The organism is Bradyrhizobium sp. SZCCHNR3119, from assembly GCF_032487775.1.
GTDB lineage: Bacteria > Pseudomonadota > Alphaproteobacteria > Rhizobiales > Xanthobacteraceae > Bradyrhizobium.
On record NZ_JAUEUV010000001.1, the window covers coordinates 2,754,410 to 2,777,535 of the forward strand.

The 23,126-nt window shown below is 65.0% G+C and carries 23 protein-coding genes; 13 read left to right on the forward strand and 10 right to left on the reverse strand.

What is annotated here, in order from left to right; genetic code table 11:
* Positions 1-11: 11 nt before the first annotated feature.
* From dnaJ to QX034_RS12855, 7 genes are all read left to right on the forward strand, one after another.
* Complete coding sequence (dnaJ, locus tag QX034_RS12825; protein WP_315702228.1) at positions 12-1,139, forward strand: molecular chaperone DnaJ; 1,128 nt, start codon at positions 12-14, stop codon at positions 1,137-1,139.
* Between the two features lie 207 nt (positions 1,140-1,346).
* Positions 1,347-1,949 carry a class I SAM-dependent methyltransferase gene (locus QX034_RS12830; protein WP_315728089.1) on the forward strand — a complete coding sequence of 201 codons (603 nt, stop codon included), beginning with the start codon at positions 1,347-1,349 and terminating at the stop codon, positions 1,947-1,949.
* Positions 1,950-2,075: 126 nt separating this feature from the next.
* Positions 2,076-2,654, forward strand: coding sequence for an NAD(P)H-dependent oxidoreductase (locus QX034_RS12835; protein ID WP_315728327.1), 579 nt, complete (start codon positions 2,076-2,078; stop codon positions 2,652-2,654).
* Positions 2,655-2,661: 7 nt separating this feature from the next.
* Entirely contained in the window at positions 2,662-3,372 is a 711-nt protein-coding gene (pyrF, locus tag QX034_RS12840; RefSeq protein ID WP_315728087.1) for an orotidine-5'-phosphate decarboxylase, read from the forward strand.
* Positions 3,373-3,394: 22 nt separating this feature from the next.
* Positions 3,395-3,697, forward strand: coding sequence for a DUF1330 domain-containing protein (locus tag QX034_RS12845; RefSeq protein ID WP_315702225.1), 303 nt, complete (start codon positions 3,395-3,397; stop codon positions 3,695-3,697).
* A 68-nt stretch (positions 3,698-3,765) separates the two neighbouring features.
* Complete coding sequence (dapB, locus tag QX034_RS12850) at positions 3,766-4,584, forward strand: 4-hydroxy-tetrahydrodipicolinate reductase (protein ID WP_315702224.1); 819 nt, start codon at positions 3,766-3,768, stop codon at positions 4,582-4,584.
* Positions 4,585-4,605: 21 nt separating this feature from the next.
* Positions 4,606-5,229 (forward strand): 2,3-bisphosphoglycerate-dependent phosphoglycerate mutase, encoded by a 624-nt coding sequence (locus tag QX034_RS12855; protein ID WP_315702223.1) that lies wholly within the window; start codon positions 4,606-4,608, stop codon positions 5,227-5,229.
* Between the two features lie 54 nt (positions 5,230-5,283).
* On the opposite strand, the gene QX034_RS12860 is transcribed toward QX034_RS12855, so the two are convergent.
* Positions 5,284-6,183: a bifunctional helix-turn-helix domain-containing protein/methylated-DNA--[protein]-cysteine S-methyltransferase gene (locus tag QX034_RS12860; protein WP_316195449.1), complete on the reverse strand. Its 900-nt coding sequence runs from the start codon at positions 6,181-6,183 to the stop codon at positions 5,284-5,286.
* A 57-nt stretch (positions 6,184-6,240) separates the two neighbouring features.
* Positions 6,241-6,774, reverse strand: coding sequence for a DUF2244 domain-containing protein (locus QX034_RS12865; protein WP_315702221.1), 534 nt, complete (start codon positions 6,772-6,774; stop codon positions 6,241-6,243).
* Positions 6,775-6,796: 22 nt separating this feature from the next.
* On the opposite strand from QX034_RS12865, the gene nth reads away from it, so the two are divergent.
* From nth to QX034_RS12885, 4 genes are all read left to right on the forward strand, one after another.
* Positions 6,797-7,600: an endonuclease III gene (gene nth, locus QX034_RS12870; protein WP_315702220.1), complete on the forward strand. Its 804-nt coding sequence runs from the start codon at positions 6,797-6,799 to the stop codon at positions 7,598-7,600.
* A gap of 208 nt (positions 7,601-7,808) precedes the next feature.
* A complete protein-coding gene (locus tag QX034_RS12875; RefSeq protein WP_315702219.1) occupies positions 7,809-8,861 on the forward strand; it encodes a type III polyketide synthase in 1,053 nt (350 codons plus the stop codon).
* Complete coding sequence (locus QX034_RS12880; RefSeq protein ID WP_315702218.1) at positions 8,858-9,361, forward strand: isoprenylcysteine carboxyl methyltransferase family protein; 504 nt, start codon at positions 8,858-8,860, stop codon at positions 9,359-9,361. The genes QX034_RS12875 and QX034_RS12880 overlap by 4 nt, the downstream gene beginning before the upstream one ends.
* Complete coding sequence (locus QX034_RS12885; protein ID WP_315702217.1) at positions 9,358-10,980, forward strand: DHA2 family efflux MFS transporter permease subunit; 1,623 nt, start codon at positions 9,358-9,360, stop codon at positions 10,978-10,980. The genes QX034_RS12880 and QX034_RS12885 overlap by 4 nt, the downstream gene beginning before the upstream one ends.
* Here QX034_RS12885 and QX034_RS12890 read toward each other — a convergent pair.
* Both QX034_RS12890 and QX034_RS12895 read right to left on the reverse strand, forming a co-directional pair.
* Positions 10,909-11,670, reverse strand: a complete 762-nt coding sequence (locus QX034_RS12890) for a sulfate transporter family protein (protein WP_315702216.1) — start codon at positions 11,668-11,670, stop codon at positions 10,909-10,911. The genes QX034_RS12885 and QX034_RS12890 overlap by 72 nt on opposite strands.
* Positions 11,671-11,758: 88 nt before the next feature.
* Positions 11,759-14,248: a heavy metal translocating P-type ATPase gene (locus QX034_RS12895; protein WP_315702215.1), complete on the reverse strand. Its 2,490-nt coding sequence runs from the start codon at positions 14,246-14,248 to the stop codon at positions 11,759-11,761.
* Between the two features lie 53 nt (positions 14,249-14,301).
* Between QX034_RS12895 and QX034_RS12900 the strand changes: the two genes are divergently transcribed.
* Entirely contained in the window at positions 14,302-14,577 is a 276-nt protein-coding gene (locus tag QX034_RS12900) for a metal-sensitive transcriptional regulator (RefSeq protein ID WP_315702214.1), read from the forward strand.
* A 20-nt stretch (positions 14,578-14,597) separates the two neighbouring features.
* Here QX034_RS12900 and QX034_RS12905 read toward each other — a convergent pair whose 3' ends face one another.
* Positions 14,598-15,551 carry a YiiX/YebB-like N1pC/P60 family cysteine hydrolase gene (locus QX034_RS12905; protein ID WP_315702213.1) on the reverse strand — a complete coding sequence of 318 codons (954 nt, stop codon included), beginning with the start codon at positions 15,549-15,551 and terminating at the stop codon, positions 14,598-14,600.
* Between the two features lie 195 nt (positions 15,552-15,746).
* Here QX034_RS12905 and QX034_RS12910 point away from each other — a divergent pair, with 195 nt between their 5' ends.
* On the forward strand, positions 15,747-17,162 hold the full coding sequence (locus QX034_RS12910; protein WP_315702212.1) for a flavin monoamine oxidase family protein: 1,416 nt from the start codon (positions 15,747-15,749) through the stop codon (positions 17,160-17,162).
* Positions 17,163-17,170: 8 nt separating this feature from the next.
* On the opposite strand, the gene QX034_RS12915 is transcribed toward QX034_RS12910, so the two are convergent.
* From QX034_RS12915 to pheS, 5 genes are all read right to left on the reverse strand, one after another.
* A complete protein-coding gene (locus tag QX034_RS12915) occupies positions 17,171-18,115 on the reverse strand; it encodes an MBL fold metallo-hydrolase (RefSeq protein ID WP_315702211.1) in 945 nt (314 codons plus the stop codon).
* Between the two features lie 36 nt (positions 18,116-18,151).
* Entirely contained in the window at positions 18,152-18,928 is a 777-nt protein-coding gene (locus QX034_RS12920) for a sulfite exporter TauE/SafE family protein (RefSeq protein WP_315702210.1), read from the reverse strand.
* Entirely contained in the window at positions 18,925-21,333 is a 2,409-nt protein-coding gene (gene pheT / locus QX034_RS12925; protein ID WP_316195451.1) for a phenylalanine--tRNA ligase subunit beta, read from the reverse strand. The genes QX034_RS12920 and pheT overlap by 4 nt, the downstream gene beginning before the upstream one ends.
* Positions 21,330-21,770: an endonuclease domain-containing protein gene (locus QX034_RS12930; RefSeq protein ID WP_316195453.1), complete on the reverse strand. Its 441-nt coding sequence runs from the start codon at positions 21,768-21,770 to the stop codon at positions 21,330-21,332. The genes pheT and QX034_RS12930 overlap by 4 nt, the downstream gene beginning before the upstream one ends.
* A 98-nt stretch (positions 21,771-21,868) precedes the next feature.
* Complete coding sequence (pheS, locus tag QX034_RS12935; protein WP_315702207.1) at positions 21,869-22,951, reverse strand: phenylalanine--tRNA ligase subunit alpha; 1,083 nt, start codon at positions 22,949-22,951, stop codon at positions 21,869-21,871.
* Positions 22,952-23,126 lie beyond the last annotated feature (175 nt).

Here is a 23,126-nt window from a genome sequence, read left to right on the forward strand (position 1 = left end):
GGGTTTGATTGATGTCCACCAAGCGCTGCTACTACGAAACTCTGGAAGTTGAACGCGATGCTGACGAGGGCAAGCTCAAGGCTGCCTTCCGCAAGCTCGCCATGAAATGGCATCCGGACAAGAATCCGGGCGACGCGTCCAGCGAAGTGAAGTTCAAGGAAATCAACGAAGCCTACGAGGTGCTGCGCGACGCCGACAAGCGCGCGGCCTACGATCGCTACGGCCACGCTGCATTCGAGCAGGGCGGCATGGGTGGCCCGCACGGTTTCGGTGCCGGTTTCGCCTCGTCATTTTCCGATATTTTCGAGGACCTGTTCGGCATGGCCGGGCAGCGCCGCGGCACCGGGCGCGAGCGCGGCGCCGACCTCCGTTACAATATGGAGATCACGCTCGAGGAGGCCTTCCAGGGCAAGACCGCGCAAATCGAAATTCCCGTGTCGGTCACCTGCGAGTCGTGCTCGGGCACTGGAGCCAAGGCAGGCACCAAGCCCAAGACCTGCGGCATGTGCGGCGGCGCCGGCCGCGTTCGCCAGGCGCAAGGCTTCTTCACCTTGGAGCGGACCTGTCCGGGCTGCCAGGGCCGCGGGCAGATGATCGAGGATCCCTGCCCGTCATGTTCGGGCTCCGGCCGCGTCACGCGCGACCGCACTCTGTCGGTCAATATCCCGCAGGGCGTCGAGGACGGCACGCGAATCAGGCTGGCGGGCGAAGGCGAGGCCGGCGTCCGCGGCGGACCGCCGGGCGACCTCTACATCTTCCTGTCGCTGACACCGCACGAGTTCTTCCAGCGTGACGGCGCCGACCTGCACTGCCGCGTGCCGATCTCCATGGTCACTGCGGCGCTCGGCGGTGAATTCGAGGTGCCGACGATCGACAAGGGCAAGACCAAGGTCAAGATTCCTGCCGGGGCCCAATCGGGTCGTCGCTTCCGCATCGCGGCAAAGGGCATGCCGGTGCTGCGCTCGCGTCAAACCGGCGACATGTACGTCCAGATCGTGGTCGAGACGCCGCAGAATCTCACCAAGAAGCAGCAGGAACTGCTGCTTGAATTCGAGAAACTGTCGTCTGGCGAGACCCACCCGGAGGCTGCCGGCTTCTTCGCCAAAGTGAAGGACTTCTTCGGTACGCGCGCCACTTGAAGCGCGTGCTCATCGGCTCAGTCGTTGCACCGGCAGGTATAGGTGCAGCGCAACCGCTTAGCCGCCTGCAAATAATTTGCAGGGACCCGCGGAGCCGCGCCGCTTGGCCGAGCGTTACGGTTCAGCTTGACCGCCTCGCCTCCGCCCTATACGTCTTTGTGACTCTTTTCTGACATCGCCGTGAAGACGGTCCCGTCTGGTACTGAGATGCCTCTCCCCTCGTCCGTGCGTGCGTCGAAAAAGCCTCTTCGTCTGGACGACGAGGTTCGATTTCTCCGCTCCTGGATCGAAAAACCTCTGCACATGGGTGCAGTCATGCCATCGGGCCGGTTTCTCGCCCGTACGATGGCGCAATACGTTGACCCGCACGCGTCGGGGCCGGTCGTCGAGCTCGGGCCCGGCACGGGCGCGATTACCAATGCGCTGGTCGAGCACGGCATCGATCAAAAGCGCTTGGTGCTGGTCGAGTACAATCCCGGTTTTTGTGCCCTGTTGCGCGACCGCTACCCGCAGGCGCGGGTGGTCCAGGGCGACGCCTACACCTTGCGAGACACGCTCTGGAACGTCCTGGCGGCGCCGGCCTCGGCGATCGTGTCCGGGCTGCCGCTGGTGACCAAGCCGATGCTCACCAGGCTGAAGCTGATCCGCGATGCCTTTGCGGCATTGGCGCCGGGCTCGCCCTTCGTCCAGTTCACCTATTCGGTGGTGCCCCCAATCCCGAAATCATTGCCCGGCGTGACCACGGAAGCCTCGGAACGGATCTGGATGAATCTTCCGCCGGCCCGCGTCTGGGTGTATCGCAAGGGCTGACGGACCTATCCGCCGCTGGTGCCTGGTTCTGACATTCGTATCATTCGCGGCGCGCGGTTAGAGTAAAGCAGCGAATGTCAGACGCGCCACACGAGTCGTGGCGGGTCGCTCATGACCCACCCGAACATGACCGCACTGAAAATCCTCATCATTCCCGGCTCGGTGCGATCAGGCTCGCGCAACGTCAAGCTGGCGGCAGCCGCGGCTGATCGGTTCCACCAGGCCGATGTCGATGTGACCCGCATCTCGCTGGCCGACTATCCGCTGCCGATCTACGACGCGGACCTGCAGGGGATGTCAGGCGTGCCGAGGCATGCGCTGAACCTCAAACGCATGATCGCCGCACATGATGGTGTCCTGTTCGTCACCCCCGAATACAACGCATCGATCCCGCCGCTTCTGAAGAATGCGATCGATTGGGTGAGCCGGATTGCAGAACCGCATGAGCGCGGCAGCGGGGTGTTTCGCACACGACCCTTTGCCATCGCCGCAGCATCCGAAGGCGGGCTTGGGGGCGCTCGTGCGCTGGCCGCCTTGCGGCTGATCCTGACGGCATGTCATGCCAGCGTGATCCCCAACCAGCTTGCGCTATCCTTTGCCGATCAGGCCTATAACGAGACCGACCGCTTGAAGCAGCCTCAAGATGTCGATGCGCTCGATGCGCTGGTCCGGCAACTGATCGCGTTTGCACAACAGATGAAGTGAGATGGGCATGGCACACCAGATTGCACCGCGTGACCGACTGATCGTCGCGCTCGACCTGCCTGGGCTGAGTGAGGCAGAGGCCATGATCGCCCGCCTTGGCGACAGCGTGAGCTTCTACAAGGTCGGTTATCAGCTCGCCTTCGCCGGCGGCCTTTCGCTGGTGCCGAAACTCGCCGCAGGCGGCAAGAAGGTGTTCGTTGACCTGAAGCTGCATGACATCGGCAACACGGTGATGCATGGCGTCGAAAGCATCGCCAGGCTCGGTGCGACCTTCCTGACCGTCCATGCCTATCCGCAGACGATGAAGGCCGCGGTCGAGGGCCGTGGCGGATCAGGCCTGAAGATTCTCGCCGTCACCGTCCTGACCTCCTATGACGAGGCCGATCTCGCTGCGGCTGGCTACCGCGCCGGGGTTTCGGAGCTGGTGGAGATGCGCGCGCAGCAGGCGCAGTCGCTCGGCGTCGATGGCCTGGTCTGCGCGGGGGAAGAGGTGAGCGGCTTGCGTAACATTGTCGGCGATCGGCTCTGTCTGGTTACCCCCGGCATCAGGCCGGCTGGCGCCGCCGTCGGCGATCAGAAGCGCGTCATGACGCCCGCGCGCGCCATCGGAGCCGGCAGCGATTACCTCGTCGTCGGCCGTCCCGTGATCGGCGCGTCCGATCCCAAAGCGGCGGCGGAGGCCATTCACGCCGAGATCGCCGAGGCGCTCGGTCGGTAACGACAAATCAAAGGAGAACGAGATGGCGAAGGCCTATTGGATCGCCCGCATCGATGTGCACAACATGGACGGCTACAAGGAGTACGTCGCCCAGAATGGCGCCGTGTTCCACAAATACGGAGCCAAGTTCCTGGTCCGTGGCGGCAAGTATGAAACCAAGGAAGGCACCTCGCGTTCGCGCAATGTGGTGATCGAGTTCAAGGACTACGACACCGCGCTGGCCTGCTACAATTCGCCCGAATATCAGCGTCTGGTTGCGATCCGCGCCCCGCATTCCGAGGGCGATCTCGTGATCATCGAGGGCTATGACGGGCCGCAGCCCTGACCTCGCACCCGGTCGGGTTGCCGCCGCCGCCTGCCACGGGGTATAGCCTTCAGCAGTGAGGAAATGACATGTCCAAGATGCGGTTGATTGTTGCTGGTGCCGGCGGTCGGATGGGCCGCGCGCTGGTGCGTGCGATTGCTGAAACCGACGGCGCGGTGTTGACCGGCGCGCTGGAGGCGCCCGGTTCCGAGCTGATCGGCAAAGACGCCGGCATGCTCGCCGGCCTGCCCGCCAACGGCATCAAGCTGTCCGCCGATCTGTGGGCGCTGTCGGGCGAGGCCGATGGCATCCTCGACTTCACCGTGCCGGCGGCGACCATCGCCAACGTCGCCATCGCGGCCGAGCGCGGCATCGTCCATGTCATCGGCACCACCGGCCTGTCGGCCTCCGACGACGCCGTGATCAAGAGCGTCACCAAGCGCGCCGTGGTCGTGCAGTCCGGCAATATGAGCCTCGGGGTCAATCTGCTCGCCGCGCTGGTCAAGCGCGTCGCGCAGTCGCTCGACGACAGCTTCGACATCGAAATCCTGGAGATGCACCACAAGGCCAAGGTCGATGCGCCTTCGGGCACTGCCTTGATGCTCGGCCGGGCCGCGGCCGCTGGCCGCGGCATCGACCTGGACCAGCATTCAGCACGGGGACGCGACGGCTTCACCGGGGCACGGCGCACCGGCGACATCGGCTTTGCGTCCTTGCGCGGCGGCACCGCCGCCGGCGATCACAGCGTGATCTTCGCAGGCGCCTCGGAGCGGCTGGTGCTGGCGCATCACGCTGAGGATCGGATGATCTTCGCCCACGGCGCGCTGAAGGCGGCGCTCTGGGCCCATGGCAAGCCGCCCGGCCACTACTCGATGGACGACGTGCTCGGCCTCAAGAATCTGTTCTAATCAATATAAGTGGATCGAAGAATGAGCGAACGTCTCCTGGTGCTGGTGCGCCACGGCCAGAGCGAGTGGAATCTGAAGAACCTGTTCACCGGCTGGAAAGATCCGGATCTGACCGAGCAGGGCGTGTCGGAAGCCAAAGAGGCTGGACGCAAGCTCAAGGCTCACGGCCTGACGTTCGACGTCGCCTTCACCTCGGTCCTCCAGCGCGCTCAGCATACGCTCGATCTCATTCTTGCAGAGCTCGGCCAGACCGGGCTCAAGACACAGAAGGACCTCGCGCTGAACGAGCGCGACTATGGCGATCTCTCCGGGCTCAACAAGGACGATGCGCGCAAGAAATGGGGCGAGGAGCAGGTGCACGTCTGGCGCCGCTCCTATGATGTGCCGCCGCCCGGCGGTGAGAGCCTGAAGGACACGCTGGCGCGCGCCCTGCCTTACTATGTGCAGGAGATCCTGCCGGGGGTGCTGCGCGGCGAGCGCACGCTGGTGGCGGCCCACGGCAATTCGCTGCGCGCGCTGATCATGGTGCTGGAGAAACTGTCGCCCGAGGGCATCTTGAAGCGCGAACTCGCGACCGGCGTGCCGATCATTTACCGGCTGAACGCGGACTCGACGGTCGCCTCCAAGCTCGATCTGGCGTCATAGGCGACCGGTTCGATGAGCGCGGCGGCGCGCGGAATTTGCGCGCCGCAGGGAGAATTAGTTGACGCCAACCTGCCCGGCTTCCCAGCCCAGCATCGCCTTCTTTCGTGTGAGACCCCAGTGATAGCCGGTCAGCGCGCCGCTCTTGCCGAGCGCGCGATGGCAGGGGACCACGAAGGAGATCGGGTTCTTGCCGACTGCCGCGCCCACCGCCCGTGACGCCTTCGGCGCCTGCAGCCTGTTGGCGATGTCGGAATAACAAACCGCGCGGCCCATCGGGATCTTCAAGAGCGTCTCCCAGACCCGCACCTCGAAGTCGGTGCCGATCAGGACGACGCGCAGCGGCTGATCCTGCCGCCACAGGCTGGTATCGAAGATTCGCTGCGCCAATGTCGCCGTGCCCGCCGGGTCCTCGACATAACTGGCGCGTGGCCAGCGGCTCTTCATGTCAGCCAGTGCCGAGGCCTCTTCGCCTGGATCGGCAAAGGCGAGCCCGGAAAGACCATGGCCGGTGGCCATCACCAGCGCCGTGCCGAACGGCGAGGGATGAAAGCCGTAACGCATGGCCATGCCGGAGCCACCGCTCTTCCATTCCCCCGGCGACATCGCCTCATGCGTGACGAACAGGTCGTGCAGTCGCCCCGGCCCTGACAGCCCGGAGTCGAGTGCGGCATCCAGCACGCTGGCCGAGCCCTTGAGCAGGCCCTTGGCATGATCGAGCGTCAAAGCCTGCATGAAGGCTTTCGGGGTCAGGCCGGCCCAGCGGCGGAACAAATGGTGCAATTCGTCCGGGGTGACGCCGGCAGCGTCGGCCATGTCCTCGATGGTTGGCTGCCGCCGCCAATGTTCCGAGATGAACGCGATCGCGCGGCGCACGGAGTCATAATCGCGCAGCGCGGCGGGCTGCTGTGGCCCCGGCTTGGCCAGGGCTTGGTCGTGGATCGCAAGGGTCATCATGGCGCTCAATCTAAGGCGGCCAGGGGTCCCGCTCCACCCGATTTCCGATCTTCCCGTTCAGATCGGGTTGTAGACCGGACCCCGCCGTGCCGCCTGCAGGGCGGCGGTCAACGCCTTGGCGAAGCTTGCCTTTTCGTTGGGACCCAAAAAGCTTCCGATCGCGACCCGTTGCCCCCTGGAGACCAGATAGAGGTACTCGACCCCGAACTCCTCATGGACGATCTGGTCGAGCTTGACCCAGAGCGGATTGAACGTCCATTCCATGACGTGGCCGCGATGGCTGACCCGCCGCAGCCGCAGCTCGGAGGGGGTGACCGAGACCTCCTCATAGGCGCGGGCGCGGCGGAAGTTGACCTTGAAGGCCCAATAAATCGCGAGCGCGTCGAGGCCGAAAAAGCCGAGGATGGGCCAGGCTCCCGTCAGCCAGGAGGCGACGCCGCCGACGAAGCTGACGCCGCTGACCACCACCATCAGCACGACGAAGCCGGTTCGGTTGAGCGAGCGGTGCGGGGTCAGCAGCGCCGAGAACAGCTCAGTCTCGGCGGGATCCGGTACCTGCTCCTGGTGCGCAAAGGCATTGCCTGCAGTCATGGCGGATCAGTATACCCAGAACATGGCCAAAATCACCCGTCCCCAACGCGCCAACGCAGTGCCGGTTCGTTCCGCACCCAAGAAGGCCCTCAAAACCGCCGTGAAGGGCACAAAGGCAAAAAAGCCAGCGAAGTTGCCGAAGACGGCGCCGGCTTCCAGGCCCGCGAAAAAGTCCCTGAGAGCGCCGAAACCCTGGACCCCGGCGGAGGTGCGCGAGGCCTTCAGCCGCTTCGCCAACGCAAATCCGGCGCCAAAGGGCGAACTCGAGCACCTCAATCCCTTCACCTTGCTGGTTGCGGTCGTGCTGTCGGCGCAGGCGACGGACGCCGGCGTCAACAAGGCGACGCGGCCGCTCTTTGCCGTGGCCGACACGCCGCAGAAGATGGTCGCGCTCGGTGAAGAGCGGTTGCGCGACTACATCAAAACGGTCGGGCTCTATCGGACCAAGGCCAAGAACGTCATCGCACTATCCGAGAAGTTGATCAGAGATTTCGGCAGCGAGGTGCCGCGCACGCGCGCGGAGATCGAGTCGCTGCCCGGCGCCGGGCGCAAGACGGCCAACGTCGTGCTCAACATGGCGTTCGGCGAGCGGACGATGGCGGTCGATACGCATGTGTTTCGGGTCGCCAACCGCACCGGGCTCGCGCCGGGCAAGACGCCGCTCGAGGTCGAGCTCGGCCTGGAAAAAGCGATCCCGGCCGAGTTCATGCTCCATGCCCATCACTGGCTGATCCTGCACGGCCGCTACACGTGTCTCGCCCGCAAGCCGCGTTGTGAGGTCTGCCTCATCAACGATCTGTGCCGCTGGCCGGAGAAGACCGTTTGAACACGACGGCGCGATCGGAGCGCCACCACAGCCTATGAAATGGTGACTTCAAATCGGCGGCATCGGGCGCTGTCTCACCACGGGCGGGCCACATCGGTGCCCCCATTTGAAATTGAAATGCACTCGCCGATGGACGCGAGTGGCATGTGACATGATCGGCGCCGCCACTCGTTGAGGTTGATCGGAGTTGGAGGAAGGACCCCGTCGCATGAACAACACCGCCGCACTCGTATCACTTGCGACCGCGGTCCCGCCGCATCGATTCCAGCAGCAACAGGTGATGGAAGCCGCGCGCGACGTGCTCGCGCCGCGCTTTCCGCAATTCGATACGCTTGCCAGCCTGTTCTCCAACACCGGAATCCGCCATCGCTTCGGCGTCAAGCCGATCGAATGGTACATGGAGCGGCGTGGTTGGCCGGAGCGGACGCAAGCCTATCTGGAGGGCGCGGAAGCGTTGTTCGTCGACGTCGCGAACAAGGCGCTGATGCAAGCCGATCTTGCGGCGTCCGAGATCGACACGGTCGTGACCGTCAGCTCGACCGGCATCGCCACGCCGACGCTGGAAGCGCGCGTGGCGCGGCAAATGGGCTTCCGCCCCGATATCTCGCGCGTTCCCGTCTTCGGGCTCGGTTGCGCCGGAGGCGTATCCGGTCTGTCGATCGCCTCACGGCTCGCCCAGGCGCGGCCCGGCACCAACGTGCTGCTCGTGACGTTCGAGCTCTGCACGCTTGCGGTCCGCCATGACGAATTGACCAAGGCCAATATCGTCGCGCTCAGCCTGTTCGGTGACGGTGCCGCTGCGGCGGTACTGCGCGCCGGCGACGGCGGCGCCACGCGAGTGGAGGCGACCGGCGAGAAGTTGTGGCCGGATACGCTCGACATCATGGGCTGGAGCGTCGACCCCGAAGGGTTCGGCGTGATCTTCCAGCGCACGATTCCGGATTTCGTGACCGAGAACATGGGTCCGGCCGTCACCGAGATCCTCGAAGGAATGCAGCTTGCGCCTCACGATGTCGATCGCTTCGTCTGCCATCCCGGCGGCTCGAAGGTGATCACCGCGTTGGAACGGGCGCTGTCGCTGGATCAGGGCACGCTGGATCACGAGCGGGACATCATCGCCGACTACGGCAACATGTCGGCCCCCACCGTGCTGTTCGTGCTGGAGCGTGCCCGTAACAGCGGACTGCCGCGACGCTCGCTGCTGACGGCGCTTGGCCCCGGCTTCACCGCCAGTTGCGTCTCGTTACGGCACGCCGCATGACGATCGCCTCCTTCATCCTTGCGCTCGTCACCATGCAGCGGCTCGGCGAGCTCGTGCTGGCCCGCCACAATACGAGCCGTCTGCGTGCACGCGGTGCGATCGAGGTCGGCGCCGGCCACTATCCGTTGCTGGTCTCGATGCACGGAGCCTGGCTGATCTCGTTATGGGTCCTGGGCCATGACCAGCCGGTGGATCCGTTCCTGCTGCTGGCCTTCATCATGCTTCAGGCCATGCGCTGGTGGGTGCTCTCGACCCTGGGTCCGCGCTGGACCACGCGGATCATCGTGCTGCCCGGTGCGCCGCTCGTCACCGGTGGGCCGTACCGATATATGTCGCATCCCAACTACGCCGTCGTCACCGCCGAGATCGCAGTGCTGCCGCTTGCCCTACATCTGCCGTGGCTCGCGCTGATATTCACGCTCTTGAACGCGGCCATGCTGGCGGTTCGGATCCGAGCCGAGCAGCAGGCGCTTGGGGAGATCGGGGGGCGGGTCGCATGAGCAGCCAGTCCGCGTCGCAGCCGACACCGGCCGTTGCCACATGGCTCGGTTTCCTGCTGATGTGCCTGGGCATGTTCATGGCGATCCTGGACATCCAGGTGGTCGCGACCTCGCTGCCGACCATCCAGGATGCGCTCGGCATCTCGCCGGAGGCGATGAGCTGGATCCAGACCGCCTATCTGATCGCGGAAGTGATCGCGATCCCGCTCACGGGCCTGCTGACGCGCGTGTTCAGCCTCCGCTGGCTGTTCGTCGGTGCAGTCGGCCTGTTCACGCTGGCCTCGTTCGGTTGCGCGCTCAGCGCCAGTTTCGGCATGCTGCTGAGCTTCCGCGTGCTGCAGGGCTTCTCCGGTGGCCTCCTGATCCCGGCGGTGTTCTCTGCCGTGTTTCTGCTGTTTCCATTGCGCCTGCATGCGGTCGCCACCACGATCGCCGGCGTCGTCGCGGTCTTGGCGCCGACCATCGGCCCGGTGGTCGGCGGTTACATCACCGATACCTGGTCGTGGCCGTGGCTGTTCCTGATCAATGTCGCGCCAGGCATTGTCGCGGCATCGGCCACGCCGCGCCTGTTGCCGCGCCAACCGACCGATTTTGCCGAATTGTCCAAGCTCGACCTGCCCGCCTTGGCGTTGCTGGCGCTGTCGCTGACGAGCCTCGAGATCGGATTGAAGCAGGCGCCCGAGCGCGGCTGGCTGTCGCCGAACTGCCTCGCATTGCTGGTGCTGAGCGGCTCGAGCCTGGTCCTGCTGGTTCAGCGCACGCTGCTGTCGGAACATCCCATCGTAAGGTTCGGGAGTCTGCGGCGGCGCGGCTTTGCGGCCGGGTGCGGCTTGAGCTTTTGCCTGGGCGTCGGGCTGTTCGGATCGGTCTATCTGATGCCGGTGTTCCTCGCCTTCGTGCGTCACCACTCCGCCTTCGAGATCGGCACGATCATGCTGGTGACCGGCGTCGCGCAGCTGCTCGCTGCACCATGTGTGACCCTGCTGGAGAGCCGGGTCGATGCGAGAGTCCTGTCGGCATTCGGCTTCACGCTGTTTGCGGCCGGACTCGCCATGAGTGCGTTTCAGCCGCGTACGGCGGATTACGCCGAGATGTTCGGACCGCAGGTGATCCGCGGCATCGGGATCATGTTCTGCCTGCTGCCGCCGACGCGGATTGCGCTTGGTGACCTGCCGCAAGCGGAGGTCGCCGATGCGAGCGCGCTGTTCAACCTGATGCGAAATCTGGGCGGCGCCATCGGCATCGCGCTGATCGACACGATCATCTATGGCCGCGTCAGCATTCATGCGACCGATCTTCGCGATCGTTTGATCGCCGGCGATGTTACGGCGGCCAAGGCGATCGGATTGCCACCGGAGCTCCTGCTCCACCGCCCTCCGGGACCGCCCGATGCGGCCACCATCGCTTATGTCCGGCCGCTGGTGGAGAAAGCCTCGCTGGCGCTGTGCGTCAACGAGGCCTGGGCCCTGCTCGCGGGCGTATCGCTATTCGCTCTGCTGATCCTGCTATTTGCGCGCGAGCGCGAAGTTGCCGGCGAGGCGCCGGTATCAATCGCGCTGGAATCCCGTCACGCTGCGGCGTCGCGACGGCTCGATCAGCTCGGGTCGCGACCCAGATAGCCGCTTGTGCATGTGGACCATGAAGGCCATGCCGAACAGCGGCGTGGCGAGATTGACGATCGGGATCGAGACGAAGGCGGCAATGATCAGGCCGGCGGTGAACACCGTCGCCGCGTTGTCGCGCCGCATCGCCTTGGCCTCTGCAGGCGGCCGAAATCGCATTGCCGCCAGCTCGAAATATTCGCGGCCGAGCAGCCAGGCGGCGGCAATGAAGAAGATGACGAAGCCCGCGCCCGCCAGGAACACGAAAGGCAGTGCGATCAGATAAACCAGGATGGTGAGGCTTGCGGCCTTCAGCCCCTCTTGGATTGCGAGACCGAACGGCAGCGCGACGCCGGGGCGTTCCGCGGGATAATATTCGCGCTCGACATGCTCGGCCACCTCATCGACGAACAGGCTTGCCACCAGCGAGGTGATCGCCGGCATCAACATGATGCCGCCGAACACGACGCCGAATCCGGCCGCGATCGAAATGATCCAGGCCAGCGCGTCGAGCGAGGTATGCGAATGGGGGCCCAGCATGCCTTCCGCCCAGCCTTCGCCAGCGGTGGCCAGCCAGCTCAGGAGCCGTTGCAGGCCGATCGCCAGCACGGTCACGAGGACAAGCGCAAGCCCGACCGATCGCCACAGGATCGAGCGCATCGGCGGCGACAGCATCTGCGAAAACGCCTTGATGGCAGCATCGATCATGGCGGTTCAACCCCTTCGAAATCCAGCGGAAGAGGTAACGATGCCGGCCTGTTTCGACAAGGCCGGTATCGGTGTCGCCAGCTCCAACTTAGAGCTTCACGCTGCGCAGCCGCAGCGCATTGCCGACCACGCTGACCGAAGACAGCGACATCGCTGCGGCGGCAATGATCGGCGAGAGCAGGATGCCGAAGGCTGGATAGAGAATTCCCGCCGCGATCGGGATGCCGGCTGCGTTGTAGATGAAGGCGAAGAACAGGTTCTGGCGGATGTTGCGCATCGTCGCCGCTGAGAGCTTGCGCGCCCGCGCGATGCCCCCGAGATCGCCTTTCAGCAGCGTGACCCCTGCGCTCTCCATCGCGACATCGGTCCCGGTGCCCATGGCGATGCCGACATCGGCCGCGGCCAGCGCCGGCGCATCGTTGACGCCATCGCCGGCCATGCCCACGATCTTGCCGGCTGCGCGCAGCCGCGCGACCACGGCGCTCTTCTGATTCGGCAGCACCTCCGCTTCCACCTCGGTGATCCCGATCCTGCGCGCGACGGCGGTGGCGGTCGTCCTGTTGTCGCCGGTCAGCATGATCACCTTGATGCCGTCGGCGGCGAGCGCTTTCAGCGCATCCGGCGTCGACGCCTTGATCGGATCTGCAATGGCGAACAGTGCTGCCGGCTTTCCGTCGATCGCCATGACGATGACCGTGGCCCCTTCGCTTCGCAACCGCTTGCTCTCGACGCCGAGCGCATCGCTGACGATCCCAAGCGAGGCGAGATAGGTGGCGTTGCCGAGTACGATCGATTTGCCGTCGACCGAGCCCTGTGCGCCTTTGCCGGTCGGCGCGTCGAAGCCGCTGACCTCGCCGAGCGGCAGGTTGCGCCCCTTTGCATGTCGTACGATCGCATCCGCGAGCGGATGTTCGCTGGCGCGCTCGACGCTGGCGGCGAGCCGCAGCACCTCGCTCTCGTCGAAGCCGGATGCGGTCACGATCGCCGTCACCTTCGGCTTGCCTTCGGTCAAGGTGCCGGTCTTGTCGACCACGAGCGTATTGACCTTCTCCATCCGCTCCAGCGCCTCGGCATTCTTGATCAGAATTCCGGCCTGCGCGCCGCGCCCGACGCCGACCATGATCGACATCGGCGTCGCAAGCCCAAGCGCGCAGGGGCAGGCGATGATCAGCACGCTGACGGCTGCCACGAGGCCGTAAGTGAACCGCGGCTCCGGCCCAAATGCGTACCAGGCGGCGAAGGCGATGATCGCGGCCGCGATCACCATCGGCACGAACCAGCTGGCCACCTGATCGGCGAGCCGCTGGATCGGCGCGCGCGAGCGCTGCGCCTCGGCGACCATCTGGACGATCTGCGACAGCAGCGTGTCCCGGCCAACCTTGTCGGCGCGCATCACGAAGCCGCCGGACTGGTTCATGGTGCCGGCGATGACGTGGGCGCCCTCCTCCTTGGTCACCGGCATCGATTCGCCGGTCACGAGCGATTCGTCGAGCGTCGAGCGGCCGTCGAGAATGGTGCCGTCGACCGGCACCTTCTCGCCCGGGCGTACGCGCAAGCGATCGCCGACCTGCAATTGGTCGATCTCGATCTCGTGGTCCTGACCGTCCTCGCTTACGCGCCGCGCCGTCTTCGGCGCGAGCTGCAGCAGGGCCTTGATCGCGCCCGAGGTGGCTTCGCGCGCGCGCAGTTCCAACACCTGTCCGACGAGCACGAGGACGATGATGACCGCGGCCGCCTCGAAATAGGTCGCAACCGCGCCGCCGTGATCGCGGAACGTCGCCGGGAAGGCTTGCGGCGCCATCGTTGCAATCGCGCTGTAGACATAGGCGACCCCGGTCCCCATCGCGATCAGCGTGAACATGTTGAGGTTGCGCGTCTGCAGCGATTGCCAGCCGCGCACGAAGAACGGCCACCCGGCCCACAACACCACGGGGGTTGCGAAAGCGAACTGGATCCAGTTCGACCAGAGCGGGTCGACCAGGCCGTGGCCGCCGCCGAGCAGATGCCCGCCCATTTCCAGAATGACAACGGGCACGGTCAGCAAGGCGCCGATCCAGAGCCGTCGGGTCATGTCGACGAGCTCGGGATTCGGCGCGCTGTCGAGGCTGACGATCTCCGGCTCCAGCGCCATGCCGCAGATCGGGCAGCTTCCCGGGCCGACCTGCCTGACCTCAGGGTGCATCGGGCAGGTGTAGATGGTGCCGGCCGGCATCTCCGGCGGAGGCTCTTTCTTCTCGAGGTATTTGGCGGGGTCGGCGGCGAATTTGGCGCGACAGCCGGCGGAACAGAAAAGGAAGGTCTGGCCGCGATGGTCGAAGCGGTGTTTTGACGTCGCAGGGTCGACGGTCATCCCGCAGACCGGATCCAGCGCTTTTGCGTTGGTGTCGGAATGATCATGCCCATGACCGCCACAGCAACCCGCACTGGCAGCCGCCGTTTCAGTCACGGCATGATTGCTGCAGCAGCTCTTGGCGACCGCCTCGGTTTGTACGGTTTCCGGCGCTGGCGCCTTCGATCCGCAGCCGCAGGTCCCGGAAGCGGCAATGGCTCCTGAATGCGTGTGTTCGCTTTCCGACATCGGTGTCCAACTCCGGGCTTGTAACCACTACCCCGTAGGGGTATATAGGCCGAATGCGGAAGGACATCAAGATATCCTGTCAGAAGCGGTTGAGCCGGATCGAAGGGCAGGTCCGCGGCCTGTCCAAAATGGTCGAGGACGATCGCTACTGCATCGACATCGTCACCCAGATCTCGGCGGTCCGGGCTGCCCTGCGCCGCGTCGAGGAAGAGATCTTGCGTGATCACGTCGCTCATTGCGTCGAGCACGCGATCGCCTCGGGCGACAAGACCGATCAGCGGCAGAAGATCGCGGAACTGATGGATGTCATCAGCCGCTCCGATCGGTAGCGGTGAGGCCACGCCTGAGGCTAGACGACCGCTTTGTGCCGTCCGGTATCGTCGCGGGAATTTGCCCTACGAGCAGGCCATGCACGGTCACGCTCGACCGCCTTCGCGGCCAGGTTTATTTGCTCAGGCGTAGCCGGCGCTTCCGGGTCAAGCGCTTCAGGAACCAGCGACGGCGTTTCGACCATTTCTGGAAACACACCGAATTCGCCCGCTACCTCCGCGAGCGGCTTCTGCTTGTCCGCCCAGTGCAGGGCCGTGTAGTCGAATCCGTTGATGATGGTCGGCTTGACGATCTCGAAATAGGGCGAGATGTCGAAGTCGCGCGGCATATAGAGCGAGGAATCGCGGATGTGCAGGATCTCGCGCTTGGCGCGCCTGGATCCCGCGCGGGTGATCTTCGGCAGGATCGGATAGCGCACGGCATCGAAGGCCTGCGCAATCAGCGCCGAGCAGATCATTTTTGTTGGATCGCCGGAGCCGAGCGCGATCATGCGCCGACGCCAGCGTTGCGGCACCGGCAGCGGAACCAGATAGCGCATCAGGTCGATGATGTTCTTCGTGTCGTAGCCGAAGCCGATGCGATTGATGGCGTAGCGGCACACCGTGTGCCGGTCTTCGAATGTCAGGCCGACCGGCCGGCAGATGCGCGTGTGGTAGGTGACGTATTTCGACAAGGGCGCCGAAATGACGCCTTCATCGACATAGGCCTCGACCAGCACATGCGGTTCGCCATCGGGTTCCGCCGCACCATCGATCGGTCCGACATAAAGCGCCGCATGCGACCAGGTCGACTGCGTCAGATATTTGATGATGCCGGAGATGCGGCTGTTGCCCTCGACGAGCAGCACATCGCCGGGTTGGACGTCCTTGCGCAGATTGTCCGGATCGCTCGGCGTGAACGGCTCGTAGCCCGGCACCTCCTTCTGCAGGTACGCGGCAATCAGCTTGCCGATCTGATCGAGCACGACGCCCATGACGGTCAATCCCCCCGGAGGGCCTCGGTCGGCCGCTTTTCCCTGTGTGTATCATGGTCGACTGCGGTTGCCATTTGGTTCATGTTCAGTGTGACATCAATCATGGTTGATTCACTATGATGGTTGCCGCACCGCGCCTGATGCGGCAGAGTTCTCGCTACAATCCTGTTTTTCCAATCTTTCGGAAACCATGACATGACTTTCACGCGCCGCGGCTTTCTCTCCGCATCCGCGGCGCTCGCGGCGACGCCATGGCTCGACCGCGGCGCTGTCGCCGCGACGCCGCCGCGCGATGCCGATATCGTCGTGATCGGTGCAGGTGCGGCCGGCATCGCTGCGGCGCGGCGGGTGCTGGCGGCCAATCGCAGGGTGCTCGTGCTTGAAGCCGCGAACCAGATCGGTGGGCGCTGCAGTACCGATACCAGGATCTTCGGCGTACCTTTCGATCACGGTGCGCGTTGGCTCTACAATCCTGACGGCAATCCGCTGGCGAAGCTCGGGCGTGCGGCCGGGCTCGACGTGATGGCTGCTCCTGTCGGGCACAAGATCCGCGTGGGCCGCCGCAACGCGCGGGCCGGTGAAACCGAGCAGTTCCTGGCCGCGCTGGTTCGCGCCAAGCACGCGATCGACGAGGCCGGCCGCAGCAAGCTCGATACCTCCTGTGCTACTGCCTTGCCGAAGGATCTCGGTGATTGGACCGCGACGGCGGAGTTCGTCCTTGGACCTGCTACAGCGGCCAAGGACTTGAACGAGCTCTCGGCCATGGACAAGGCGCGGGCGCAGGACCGCAGCGCGGCGCTTGCGTGTCGCCAGGGGCTCGGCACGCTGATCACCAAACTTGGCGAGCAGCTGCCGTTGGCTCTATCGACTCCCGCCACGCGCATCGTATGGACCAATCGCGAGGTCTGGGTGGAGACGCCGTCGGGTCGCGTCACCGCGCGTGCCATCATCCTGACGGTCTCGACCAATGTGCTCACCTCTGGCGCGATCAAGTTCACGCCCGAACTGCCGAAGCGGCAGCTCGATGCCGCCGCCAAGCTCAGTCTCGGCAGTTACGATCGCATCGCGCTGCAGCTTGCGGGCAACCCCCTCGGTCTGTCGCGCGACGATCTCATGATCGAACAGAGCAGCTCGAAGCGAACCGGCCTTTTGTTCGCCAATATCGGTGGCTCGTCGCTCTGCACGATCGATGTCGCCGGATCCTTTGGCCGCGAGCTGTCGGCACAAGGCGCAGCGGCGATGGTCGCCTTTGGCAAGGAGTGGCTGGCGAAGCTGTTCGGCAGCGACGCCGCTGCTGCGGTGCAGGCCTCCGCCGTCACGCGCTGGAATGCCGCGCCAACCATCCTCGGCGCGATGTCGGCGGCTGCACCCGGGGGACAGGGCTCGCGCAAGATCCTGAGCGAGCCGCTGGGTCCGTTGTTTCTGGCCGGTGAAGCTACGCATGAAACGATGTGGGGCACGGTCGATGGCGCCTGGGAGTCCGGCGCGCGTGCCGCCGAAGCCGCTCTGCGCAGGATTGGTGCGCTTAGGGATTCCGAGCCGGCCGAAGCGCCGGAACCAAAGCGGTCACGTCGTCGCGGCTCGATCCGCTCCGCATCGCCACGCAACTAACCGCCCGCTCACACCGGCAGCTTGAGCTCCATGAGGTCCTTGGCCACGATAATACGGCCGGAGAAGCTTGCCTTCACATCGCGCGTCCAATCGTCATCGGTGATGTCGGGGTCATCGCCCGGCACGAGGTGACTCAGCACGAGCGTCTTTACACCGGCTGCGGCGGCGATGCGTCCGACATCGGCGGTGGACGTGTGACTGTCCATCAGATGCTTCTTCAACGTGGCCCCGTTCTTGGTCTTCAGCACCAGACGGTCGACTGCCGGTACGTAGAGACATTCATGGACCAGCACATCGGCGCCCTTGGCGAACTCGGCCAGCTTGGGATTGTAGGCAGTGTCCGAGGAGAACACGATCACCCCATCCGGCGTCTCGAACTTGTAGGCAAAATTGTCCGTAATCGGCGGATGCGGCGTACGAAACGCGGTCACGGTCACATCGTCCGTCTTCAGCACCATGCCGTCGTCGGTGATGTCCTTGGCGATCAGGAGCGGACGCGGATCGGGGCGGCCTTCGTCATCGATCCGGGTCTCGACGTCGAACTTGTTCAGCTCCCAAAAGTTGCGCGTCATCGCTTCAAGTCCCTTCGGCCCGAAGGAGCGGATCGGAGCGGATAGCCCGGCCGCCCACGCATTGTAGAACAAGTTGCCATATTCCAGGTTGTGATCGGAATGGTGATGGCTGATGAGGATATATTTCACCGAAGGAAGCGGGACGCCCGCGGCCACGAGCTGACGGCTGACGCCCATCCCGCAATCGATCACGAACGGCGTGTTGTTGACGACGACGAGATTGGCGGGGTTGGAGGCGCCGATGCCGACGCGCGGTCCGCCTTTGGTGCCGAGGAAGACGATGCGCGTGCGCGGCTTTGTGGTTTGCGCAAGCACCGAAGGCGCCGCCAGCGTACCGGCTGCGCCGAGCGCAAGGGTCAGCACGCCACGCCGATCGATCATGATCTCCTCCTCGATTTTGTTATGTCGAGGAGAACACTAGCGACGGCCCAGCACCCCGTCGAGAGCCGGCAATCCAAAGACGACCGCCAGCGCGATCAGCGCATAGCAGATGGCGCGAAATGCGCGCTCGCTGGCACGCCCGAACAACGAGGCGCCGAAGAACACGCCGAGCGCATAGATCGGTCCGACCAGGAGCGACAGCTTCAGCGAATCCCAGGTGATCAGCCCGCTCACCGCATAGCTCGCCATCGAGAACAAATCGGAGGCGCCGAAAAACAGCAGGATGTTCGCGCGTGCAGTTTTCGACGCGATCGGCCGCCCGAGCCAGTAGCCGACGATCGGCGGCCCACCGGTCTGCGCGAGCCCGCTGCAGAAGCCGGACACGCTCCCCACCGCGACGGCCAGGGCCGGATGGTCCTTGCCGCGATAGCGCCAGCCCGACAGCAGCAGCGCGAGCAGCGCTACGACGAAGCCGGATATGATCCAGCGCGTCGTGACCGGATCGAGCCGGGTCAGGAAATAGGTGCCGACGGGCACGCCGACCAGGGCGCCCGCGACCATGACGGCCGTCGCCCTGCGGTCGGCATCTTTCCAGGCGTTGGGAACGAGCGGCGCGGCGGATACGAAGTCGATGACGAGCAGCAGCGCGGCAACGAGCTGCGGCCCCGCGACGCTGCTCGCGAGCGGCATGAAGATCAGCGCCGCGCCGAAGCCGGAGAAGCCGCGCGCCGTTGCGGCGATAAGGGCGATGACGCAGAGCGCCAGCGCGGCCGAGGCGCTGACATCGTCAGGGATGAGCCCTGAAAGGCTCATCCGCGCAAGACGCCGCCGGTCTTCTTCGCAACCTCGGCCGTGATCTTGGCGGCCACGGCATCGATCTCCTCGTCCGTCATGGTCTTCTCGCGCGGCTGCATCGTCACAGCGATCGCGATCGACTTCTTGCCGTCCTCGATGCCCTTGCCTTCGTAGACGTCGAACACCGTCACATTCGTGATCAGCTTCTTGTCGACGCCCTGCGCGGCGCGCACGATGTCACCGCCTTTGACGGCGCGATCGACGATGAACGCGAAATCGCGCGACACCGGCTGGAAGGCCGAGAGCTCGAGCACCGGCTTGGCGCGGGTCGGCCTCTGCTTGGCTGCCGGAATACGATCCAGAATGACCTCGAAGCCGACCAGTGGACCATCGGCCTTGAGCGTCTCGAGCGTACGCGGGTGGATCTCGCCGAAGGTGCCGAGCACGTTCTGCGGCCCCATCTGGATGGTGCCGGAACGTCCGGGATGCAGCCAGCTCGGGCCGCCGGGCACGATCTGCAACGCCGCCATCGGCGCGCCGGCGGCGGCTAGCACCGCGAGCGCGTCAGCCTTGGCGTCGAAGGCGCTTGCGGTCTGTGATCCGCTCCAATGCCGTCCAAGCCCTGCGGAGGAGGCGACGCCGCGACGGACGCCGCTCGCCGCCACGAACTGATCCTCGGGCCGATCACCCTTGAAGATCTGTCCGACCTCGAAGATCGCGCTATCGCCGATGCCGCGATCCGCATTGGCCTGCGCGGTCGCGATCAGGCCGGGCATGAGGCTCGGGCGCATGTCGGAGAGATCGGCGGCAATCGGATTGGCGACCGCAAGCTCCGCCTTGCCGCCGCCGAACAGTTCGGCCGCCGGCTTGGAGATGAACGACCAGGTGACGGCCTCGACCATCCCTCTCGTAGCCAGCGCTCGTTTGGCGCGGCGGGTCCGAATCTGGATCGGCGTCAGCACCGGTTTGCGCGGCGCGTCGCCGCGCTCGAACGGCGTCTCCGGGACCTTGTCGACGCCGACCATGCGCACGACCTCTTCGACGATGTCGGCCTTGCCGTGCACGTCACTGCGCCAGGAGGGCACCGCGATCTTCACCACCGGACCCGATCCCGCCAGCATGAAGCCGAGATGGCCGAGGATGCGGCGCATCTCCGTCAGCGGCACGTCGATGCCGGCCAGCCGCTTCACCTCGGTGAGCGGGAAATCGATCACGCGCTCGTCGCCGAAAGGATTGCCGACGACGACGTTGTCCGACGGCGTGCCGCCGCAGAGCTCAAGGACGAGCTTCGTCGCCAATTCCAGCCCCGGCACCATGAAGGCGGGATCGACGCCGCGTTCGAAGCGATAGCGTGCATCCGAATTGATGCCGAGCTTGCGGCCGGTCTGGGCGATGTTGATCTCGTTCCAGAGCGCCGATTCGATCAGCACGTCGGTGGTGGTCTCGTCACAGCCGGAGGCTTCGCCACCCATGATGCCGGCCAGCGACTCGACGCCCGTGTCGTCGGCGATCACGCACATGCCGCTGTCGAGCGTGTAGGTGCGGCCGTCGAGCGCCAAGAGCGTCTCGCCGTCGCGCGCGCGGCGCACGACCAGATTGCCTGTCACCTTCTTGGCGTCGAACACATGCAGCGGACGCGCGCGATCGAAGGTCATGAAATTGGTGATGTCGACCAGCGCGTTGATCGGTCGCAGCCCGATCGAGGTCAGGCGCTGCTGCAGCCATTTCGGCGAGGCGCCGTTCTTGACGCCACGCACCAGCCGCAGTGCGAAGCCGGGGCACAATTTCTCGTCCTCGACCGTGACCTTCACCGGGCAGGGGAATTCGCCCTGGATCGGCTTGATCGCGGGCTCCTTCAGCTTGCCCATGTCGGCCGCGGCGAGGTCGCGCGCGATGCCATGCACGCCGGTGCAGTCCTGCCGGTTCGGCGTCAAATTGATCTCGAACATGGGATCGCCGAGCCCGGCCCACTCGGCGTAGGGCTTGCCGATCGGAGCGTCCGCCGGCAGCTCCATGATGCCGTCGTGGTTCTCCGAGATTTCGAGCTCGGCCTCGGAGCACAGCATGCCGCGGCTCTCGACGCCTCTGATGGTGCCGACCGAGAGCGTGATCTTCTTGGCGGGGATATAAGTGCCGGGCGGCGAGAACACCGAGACGAGGCCCGCGCGCGCGTTGGGCGCGCCGCACACGACCTGCACCGGCGCTGCGCCGTTACCGGTATCGACCATGCAGACACGCAAGCGATCCGCGTTCGGATGCTGCTCGGCGGAGATGACACGGGCGATCGTGAACGGCGCGAGCAGCTTCGCCTTGTCCTCGAGATGCTCGACCTCGAGACCGATCATGGTGAGCTTGTCGGCGAGCTTCTCGACCGGCTCATCGGTGTCGAGATGGTCCTTCAGCCAGGACAGCGTGAATTTCATGGCTCTTTTCCCGCGAAGTCAGTCCTGACCCTCCCCCGCTTGCGGGGGAGGGTCAGGGTGGGGGCTCTGGCTGCGACGGCAGCCGCGATGGTTTCGAGAACGCCAGCGCGATTGCTCATCACGTCGTTGTTGGCGAAGCGCAGGATCTGAAATCCTTTCGCTTCGATCACTGCGGAGCGTGAGGCGTCGCGCTGTTCGGCTTCGGTCGAGAAGTGCTGTCCGCCGTCAAGCTCGATGACAAGGCGCGCGGCGTGGCAGACGAAGTCGGCGATGTAACGGTCGATCGGAACTTGCCGACGAAAGCCTGCGCCGAGGAGGCGATGATCACGCAGCTCCGACCACAATAGTCGTTCGGCGTCGGTCGAATTTCTGCGGAGTGCCCGTGCATTCGATCGAAGCTTGGGGGATACGGTCCAGATGGGCTTCTCATCATCCATCGACACCTCCGCTGCGGAGATACCCCCACCCCAGCCCTCCCCCGCAAGCGGGAGAGGGAGCCGCAGCGCCCGATTGGAGATATCGAGGCCGCCAACGTTCACGAGCTCAATCCCCCCGCGAGCGTCGGCACCTCGAGCGGCTTGAAGCCGTAATGCGACAGCCAGCGCACGTCGCCTTCGAACAGTTGGCGCAGGTCGCTCATGCCGTATTTCAGCATCGCGATGCGGTCGATGCCCATGCCCCAGGCGAAGCCCTGGTACTCGTCCGGATCGAGCCCGCAGGCCCGCAGCACGTTCGGATGCACCATGCCGCAGCCGAGAATCTCCAGCCAATCCTCGCCCTCGCCGAAGCGGATCTCGCCCTTGTCGCGGCGGCACTGGATGTCGACCTCGAGCGACGGCTCGGTGAACGGGAAGAACGACGGCCGGAAGCGCATGTTGATGTGATCGACCTCGAAGAACGCCTTGCAGAACTCGTGCAGGATCCATTTGAGGTGACCGAGATGCGAGCCCTTGTCGATGACGAGGCCTTCGACCTGGTGGAATTGCGGCGTGTGGGTCGCATCCGAATCGATGCGATAGGTGCGGCCCGGGCAGATCACGCGGATCGGCGGCTTCTGGGTCAGCATCGTCCGCACCTGCACGGGCGAGGTGTGGGTGCGCAGAAGCATGCGCGAGCCGTCCGCCTTCGGATTGAAGAAGAAGGTGTCGTGCATCTCGCGCGCCGGATGGCCTTCCGGGAAGTTCAGTTTGGTGAAGTTGTAGTCGTCGGTCTCAATATCCGGACCTTCGGCGATGGCGAAGCCCATGTCGGCGAAGATCGTGGTGAGTTCGTCCATCACCTGACTGAGCGGATGCACCCTGCCCGCCTCCGCCGGCGCATCCTGCAACGGCAAGGTGACATCGATCGTCTCGGAGGCCAGCCTTGCGTCCAATGCGGCTGATTTCAGCACCTCGCGCCGGGCGGCGAGCGCTTGCGTCACCTTGTCCTTGGCGAGGTTGATCGCCGCACCTTGCGTCTTGCGCTCTTCGGGCGACATCTTTCCGAGCGTCGCCAGCAGCGCCGAGATCGAGCCCTTCTTGCCGAGAGCGGCGACGCGCACCGCTTCGAGCGCAGCTTCGTCGCCGGCTGCGGTAATCTGCTCGAGGATCGAAGTTTCGAGATTGGCAAGATCGGACACAGGTTGATCTCCGCGAAAAAGCGGCTGGTTGTCGCCGCGCGGGCGGCAGGGGTCAAGGTCAATTCGCCGCGTGAATGACGGTCGCGATGCACGCCTGGCGATGCCCGGCGCTCATCGGACTGAGACGGTCACAAGAATGCAAAAAGCGGCCGATCATCTCGGCCGCTTTCAGCGC

What these genes read in the sequence shown, in the direction of transcription:
- dnaJ (WP_315702228.1), top strand. Translation starts at nt 12, where the DNA reads ATGTCCACCAAGCGCTGCTACTACGAAACTCTGGAAGTTGAACGCGAT.
- QX034_RS12830 (WP_315728089.1), top strand. Translation starts at nt 1,347, where the DNA reads ATGCCTCTCCCCTCGTCCGTGCGTGCGTCGAAAAAGCCTCTTCGTCTG.
- QX034_RS12835 (WP_315728327.1), top strand. Translation starts at nt 2,076, where the DNA reads ATGACCGCACTGAAAATCCTCATCATTCCCGGCTCGGTGCGATCAGGC.
- pyrF (WP_315728087.1), top strand. Translation starts at nt 2,662, where the DNA reads ATGGCACACCAGATTGCACCGCGTGACCGACTGATCGTCGCGCTCGAC.
- QX034_RS12845 (WP_315702225.1), top strand. Translation starts at nt 3,395, where the DNA reads ATGGCGAAGGCCTATTGGATCGCCCGCATCGATGTGCACAACATGGAC.
- dapB (WP_315702224.1), top strand. Translation starts at nt 3,766, where the DNA reads ATGTCCAAGATGCGGTTGATTGTTGCTGGTGCCGGCGGTCGGATGGGC.
- QX034_RS12855 (WP_315702223.1), top strand. Translation starts at nt 4,606, where the DNA reads ATGAGCGAACGTCTCCTGGTGCTGGTGCGCCACGGCCAGAGCGAGTGG.
- QX034_RS12860 (WP_316195449.1), bottom strand. Translation starts at nt 6,183, where the DNA reads ATGATGACCCTTGCGATCCACGACCAAGCCCTGGCCAAGCCGGGGCCA.
- QX034_RS12865 (WP_315702221.1), bottom strand. Translation starts at nt 6,774, where the DNA reads ATGACTGCAGGCAATGCCTTTGCGCACCAGGAGCAGGTACCGGATCCC.
- nth (WP_315702220.1), top strand. Translation starts at nt 6,797, where the DNA reads ATGGCCAAAATCACCCGTCCCCAACGCGCCAACGCAGTGCCGGTTCGT.
- QX034_RS12875 (WP_315702219.1), top strand. Translation starts at nt 7,809, where the DNA reads ATGAACAACACCGCCGCACTCGTATCACTTGCGACCGCGGTCCCGCCG.
- QX034_RS12880 (WP_315702218.1), top strand. Translation starts at nt 8,858, where the DNA reads ATGACGATCGCCTCCTTCATCCTTGCGCTCGTCACCATGCAGCGGCTC.
- QX034_RS12885 (WP_315702217.1), top strand. Translation starts at nt 9,358, where the DNA reads ATGAGCAGCCAGTCCGCGTCGCAGCCGACACCGGCCGTTGCCACATGG.
- QX034_RS12890 (WP_315702216.1), bottom strand. Translation starts at nt 11,670, where the DNA reads ATGATCGATGCTGCCATCAAGGCGTTTTCGCAGATGCTGTCGCCGCCG.
- QX034_RS12895 (WP_315702215.1), bottom strand. Translation starts at nt 14,248, where the DNA reads ATGTCGGAAAGCGAACACACGCATTCAGGAGCCATTGCCGCTTCCGGG.
- QX034_RS12900 (WP_315702214.1), top strand. Translation starts at nt 14,302, where the DNA reads ATGCGGAAGGACATCAAGATATCCTGTCAGAAGCGGTTGAGCCGGATC.
- QX034_RS12905 (WP_315702213.1), bottom strand. Translation starts at nt 15,551, where the DNA reads ATGGGCGTCGTGCTCGATCAGATCGGCAAGCTGATTGCCGCGTACCTG.
- QX034_RS12910 (WP_315702212.1), top strand. Translation starts at nt 15,747, where the DNA reads ATGACTTTCACGCGCCGCGGCTTTCTCTCCGCATCCGCGGCGCTCGCG.
- QX034_RS12915 (WP_315702211.1), bottom strand. Translation starts at nt 18,115, where the DNA reads ATGATCGATCGGCGTGGCGTGCTGACCCTTGCGCTCGGCGCAGCCGGT.
- QX034_RS12920 (WP_315702210.1), bottom strand. Translation starts at nt 18,928, where the DNA reads ATGAGCCTTTCAGGGCTCATCCCTGACGATGTCAGCGCCTCGGCCGCG.
- pheT (WP_316195451.1), bottom strand. Translation starts at nt 21,333, where the DNA reads ATGAAATTCACGCTGTCCTGGCTGAAGGACCATCTCGACACCGATGAG.
- QX034_RS12930 (WP_316195453.1), bottom strand. Translation starts at nt 21,770, where the DNA reads ATGGATGATGAGAAGCCCATCTGGACCGTATCCCCCAAGCTTCGATCG.